Here is a 4,976-nt window from a genome sequence, read left to right on the forward strand (position 1 = left end):
ATCCCGTTGCCCCCTGTGTTCCCCCTGTGGGGGCCCGGTCGCCGGGGGTTGCGTCGGGGCACCGACTGCAAGAGCGTTCAGAAGCGCTTGAAGGACACCGGCCTGCCGGCCCGGTCGAGAGGTTGGGGTGTGTTGAGTGCCGTTCCCTCCGATTTCGTCGGCCAACCGGGCGGCTCCACGAACAGCCAGAACCTGCCGTCCGGCAGCCCGTGCCCCCTCGGGAAGGTCTTGACCACCTGGTGCGTGGCGATTCTGATCGCTGTGGCATTCGACGGCAACGGGCCGAAGGTGAGCCATCGCGCATCGGCTCCCGCAGCCCCCGGAACCGGGCCGGTGAGGTAGTAACTGCCGTCCGGCGGGTCTGCGTTGAACCCGCAGCCACCCGCATTCCAGTCCCAGGAAGCAGCGCCCTCAGGTCCCTTCGGGGAATCCACTCGCATGCACAACCCACTGCTATGTGGTTGTGTATCCAGCTGCCAGTGAATTCCGTTGGTCACCGCTCGGGTAAGTACCGTGTTTCCGTATCCCGCTTTGCCGCAACCCGCCAAGGCGGATACAAGGACAAAACATGACATCCCGAATATGAGTGGGAAATTCTTCATTATGCGACCTTAGGCTCAGCCACCCAGATCCGCAGGCGGGGGTTCACCGACCGCCAAGTCGTCTTACCCCGAACCTTATAGATCTGAATGGTGTGATTGTGGGAGTGCTGGGATACATGGTGCTGCCCGGGTTCACGGTCCACGGCATGGATGTGGGCAAGTGGCTGGCCCGGCAGCGGACCCCGGCCGCCTGGCAGGGCTTGGCTGAGGAGCAGCGCGAGCGCTTGGAGCAGCTCGGCATCACGGCGCTTGCCCCGGAGCCGGAAGCTCCCGCGACGGCGCCCACGGCGGCCGTGAGCGCCTCCCAGAAGGGCGTTGCGGCCTTCGCGCAGTACAAGACCCGCACCGGCTCCGTGACCGTCCCGAGGAGCCATGTGGAGACCGTCGTGGTCCACGGCCAGGAGCACGCCGTGAAACTGGGTGTTTTCCTGTCCAACAGCAAGAGCAGACGGGCCAGGCTCACCGCCGACCAGCTCGCGCAGCTCGCCGCCCTCGGGCTGAACTGGGCTTGAGAACCGCGGAGTTCGCGCGAGGGGATACCGTGCGCAGCCGTGGACGGGGGCGAAGCAGCTGCGCACGGTCGGGGGCGCCCTGTGCGTGCGTAGCGGGGCACCCATCGGCATCGTGACACGGGTTATGCGGTGCCGCGCGGGGCGTGGCGGCTCCCAGCCGGCCGGGACGCCCGCGGGCAGCACCCTTCCCCGCCGGGCCGGCCGGCCTCAGGTGTAGGAATTCCCTCATACGCCGCCGTGCTGAGATGGAGTCCCGTATTGCGCCACATCCCAGCGCCGGAAACCGGAGATTCACATGAAGCACGTCTTACGCCTCGGCATCTGCGCAGCCGCAGTACTCGGATCCACCCGTCCGAGGGCATCCTCCGTCCACGAAGTGGCGGGCGTTCCAGCTCCATGCCGCCGAGACGTTGAACTTCTCTGGAGCACTCATGCCCTCAAGGTGGTCTGCGCCGGTCGCTCTGACAACAGATTTCCCGGATCGTTCCCCAGCACCCACCTTTGGTTCGACGTCACGGATGGAGACGAAGTCGAGCTTCGTTGACTGGAGTTCGGCTCGGCCAGGCCGGATCACCAGACTCGTGAGATCGCGACGTGCGGGGTGCACTTCTTCCGGCTGGTCACCCCTCTGTGTCTACCGAAGCTGGCTGACGCCCTGGGACGCGCTTGTCAGGTCTCAATGAAGGTGAACCATGTCGAGGCCGTGACCAGCGGTGGGTCATCTTGGGTGAGACGCGATCCGGTCCGGCGTCTCAGTCAATCTGAGTGTTGTGTGCCTTGCGCTACTTCGCCCTCGGTGGCGAACTCGTCGAGGAGCTCGAACAGGACCTTGATCGCATGTTGTTCGTCCTCAGGCGGGAGGTTCCAGATGTTGTCCCAACCGTTCGGGAGGGCGATGTGGAGGACCTGGCCCGGCCAGGCGTGGTTGCAGTCGCGTCCGCGACGGGCGATGAGCCAGTCGTGCCAGCTGGTGAGCCCTTGCCCACCGTGCCGGAGAGCGTGCTGGTCATAGCCGGTCAGGAACGCGGTCAGCATGTGGAAGGAGGTCTTGCCGACGAACATGCCGGGACGTTGACCGACGCTGGCGAAGTACTCACGTTCAGTCATTTCCGAGAGGGGCTTCATGCGTCCGCACCCTCCTCGTCACTGGCGCCGTCGTCCAGGGCTGGACGAAGCCTGCTGCGGGCCGCCTCCAGACGTTCGGCGTAGTCCGCCGCAAAGATCCCCGGCAGCGACTTGTACGGGCAGGGCCTTGCCCGGCTGAAATCCACTGGTGTGCCCCGCCGCCCGACGGGATCATGAGCTGCCGCCGTGCCGAGCCCGGAACCGGCGGTCGTTCATGTGCCGACCTGGGAGGACACCTGTATGACCCTTGCACCGATAGTCCGACGCGTACTCGGCGACGGCCCATTCGCCGAGATCGGTGAACCTGCTCTGGCCGTCGCTGACGAGCACTCGCGGACGGTCGCTGTGGGTGGGGACCTCGGGCATATCCAGTGGAGTGGCAGCGGGACCGCGGACTCCCGATGGACGGGGCACCGGATCGGTGTCTATGAGCAGGCCGGGCTGCAGTCTCGGCACCTGGTGTGGTCGAGGTACCCCGTTCGGTCTCTCGCCTTCCACCCGGTTCTTCCTCTGTTGGCCGTTGGTACGGGGCGCTACGACGGCGGCTACTCGTTTGAAGGCGAGCTGCTGCTGATCCACTTGGACTCCGGCGACGTGGTGTCCGCCCTGCAGCACCAGCGGGAGGTGCTCGGCGTGGAATGGTGCAGCGAGACGGCACTTGGTCTGGTCTTGGCGCCGTGTGACGACTGGGAAAACCCGCAGGCACATGAGCAGGGTCATGCAGTCGTTGTGGCTCGCTCAGATTGGGGCGCCGTCGGGCAGGAGTCGATCGGTGCCGAGGAGTTGGCTGCCCCCGCGGAACCGGTTCTCCAGCCCGACCACAGCGCGGAGGCCCGCCGGTTCCTCGCGGGCCTCGCGGCCTCGGCCGGTCGGCAGTGGTCCGTACGTCGACGGGTGTGGGCTGTAGAAGGTACGGAGGACGGTCGCGTGCTGGCCGCTCTGGACGGAGTGCTGGCGGAGTCATGGCTGCCATCCGGAGACCTGCAATGGGCGGTCGAGGACGAGGAGGGCGGCCGACAGTTGGTTCTGGCCTCCGACGGCACATGGGTGTGGACCAACGCCGAACGCCGCGTTCGCCACAAGGGAGGACTCTGGGAGAGGTCCGCACCCCGGCTGGCCCGAATCTCTGTCGACACAGGGCAGGTGCTGGAGACCCTGAGCCCAGGCGTGTTCGCGGTTCTCGTCGCAGGCGACCACAGGACGATTCTTAGGCCGTTGGACGGCCGTCGCAAGCGTCCCGAACGGCTGTTGATGTTCGACCTCGACGGTCCGGTAGACGGTCCGGAACTCAGCCGCTTCGACTTGTTCAACCATCCGTTCGCCGTCCGTCGCGCGAGCCGCCCGTACATCTTGGTCGGCACTGACCCGGACAAGCCGCACAGGGACAAGTGGGTCACCGCCCTGGACGCCGATGGGATGTTGCGGAGGCTCTTCCCACACTCCTGGGTACCGGAGGAGCATCATTTCGGGGGCCCTGCAGTCGAAATAGGGCAGTCCCTGGTCTATGCCGGCGCCGTCCACCACGGTCAGGGGCTCCAACCCGGTGGTGCCTACGTCGTGCGGCGATCCCTGAACGGCTCAGTGCAGTGGCAGTACCGCACTGATCATCCTGCCACTGCCCTCGACACCGACGGGGACACCGTCTACGTGGCCTACAACTCCGGCGCCCTGACAGCACTGCACGCCAACGACGGCTCGGTGCGATGGCACACCGAGCTCAAGGTCGACGGAGTACCGACCACGGCACTGTCCCTTGCTGTCGCGCCTCAAGGCCACTTGCTCATCGGGACCGTCGACGGCCGGATCCTGGAGTGCCCGGCTCGGCCGTGACCCCGGGAGCCAAGCCTTGTTTTTTCGCAGTTCGCATGTCTCATGAGGCAAGACGTCCTGCTCGCGAGGTGGGAATGTGGCTCAGCCACCTGAGCCCAAAGGCTCGGAGTTGTTGGCCGCGTCGTCTCCGGCGAGAACGTTCTGCTCAGCGGCGTCCTGGATGGCGTGCGCGATGGTGCGGAGCTGCTGGATGAACCAGGGCTTGGCCGTTGTGCGCAGAGAGCTCTCGTTGGGGAGTCGTCGTGTGAAGGGTCTGGTGCAGGTCAACCTGTCACCCGAACCTGCATCAGACACCACCTCTACCACTGTGCACCGGTAGCACCAGCTAACGGCGGGGGTTGCAGACGTTCACGTAATTCGGCTCTGTCGGAGATCTTGTGACGCTCCATGGCTTCTTCCTGGACCAGTTCTAGGGTCGCCACTCCGCCCGGTAATCGGGGTGCTCTGCGTACGACTGCGCGAGCACGCGGAGAACATAACGAAGACCGGCCAAGCGAGTGTCGGAGGGATCCATCGCCTCGTACTCCCGAGCCAACATGTCGACCAGGTCGAGCATCGGCAGGTGACGATCAAGGACTGCGTCACCCCCGAAGCGGTAGGCCACCTCGGCATAGGCATGGTTGTCCGCCTCATAACGGGCGTGAAGAAACCTCAGGAGATCGTCCACGAGAGAATTCTCGGCTATCTCCAGCGCGTTGGCGGAGGTTGTTGCCCGGCTCAAGTCCGGAGGAGTATGCGTCTGCGAAGGAGGCCAAAGTTGGCGCGGCCGAAGCCCATGCGCTTAAGGAGCTTGGCTCTGGTCACCTACCCCTCTGAGGTTCCGACTTGTATGGCTGTAGCGGAGCGCGGTCGAGTTGGCCGCTCGTAGCGTCTCCGTAGGACGCCGGATCGGATGGCTCGTGAGGTT

Annotated in this window: 5 protein-coding genes; 2 read left to right on the top strand and 3 right to left on the bottom strand. The window is 65.4% G+C overall.

All coding sequences use genetic code 11. The features are described 5' to 3' along the window. Positions 1–700 precede the first annotated feature (700 nt). Positions 701–1,114, top strand: a complete 414-nt coding sequence (locus ABZV34_RS37055) for a helicase associated domain-containing protein (RefSeq protein ID WP_356286943.1) — start codon at positions 701–703, stop codon at positions 1,112–1,114. A gap of 756 nt (positions 1,115–1,870) precedes the next feature. On the opposite strand, the gene ABZV34_RS37060 is transcribed toward ABZV34_RS37055, so the two are convergent. Beyond that, on the bottom strand, positions 1,871–2,239 hold the full coding sequence (locus ABZV34_RS37060) for a hypothetical protein (RefSeq protein WP_356286946.1): 369 nt from the start codon (positions 2,237–2,239) through the stop codon (positions 1,871–1,873). A gap of 240 nt (positions 2,240–2,479) precedes the next feature. On the opposite strand from ABZV34_RS37060, the gene ABZV34_RS37065 reads away from it, so the two are divergent. Next, a complete protein-coding gene (locus tag ABZV34_RS37065; RefSeq protein ID WP_356286949.1) occupies positions 2,480–4,069 on the top strand; it encodes a PQQ-binding-like beta-propeller repeat protein in 1,590 nt (529 codons plus the stop codon). A gap of 81 nt (positions 4,070–4,150) precedes the next feature. Here the strand turns inward: ABZV34_RS37065 and ABZV34_RS37070 are convergent, their stop codons facing one another. Then, a complete protein-coding gene (locus ABZV34_RS37070; RefSeq protein ID WP_356286952.1) occupies positions 4,151–4,336 on the bottom strand; it encodes a hypothetical protein in 186 nt (61 codons plus the stop codon). Positions 4,337–4,478: 142 nt separating this feature from the next. After that, positions 4,479–4,736: a DUF6221 family protein gene (locus ABZV34_RS37075; RefSeq protein WP_356286955.1), complete on the bottom strand. Its 258-nt coding sequence runs from the start codon at positions 4,734–4,736 to the stop codon at positions 4,479–4,481. Between the last annotated feature and the right edge of the window lie 240 nt (positions 4,737–4,976).

It is taken from the genome of Streptomyces sp. NPDC005195 (genome assembly GCF_040608315.1).
Lineage (GTDB): Bacteria > Actinomycetota > Actinomycetes > Streptomycetales > Streptomycetaceae > Streptomyces > Streptomyces kaempferi.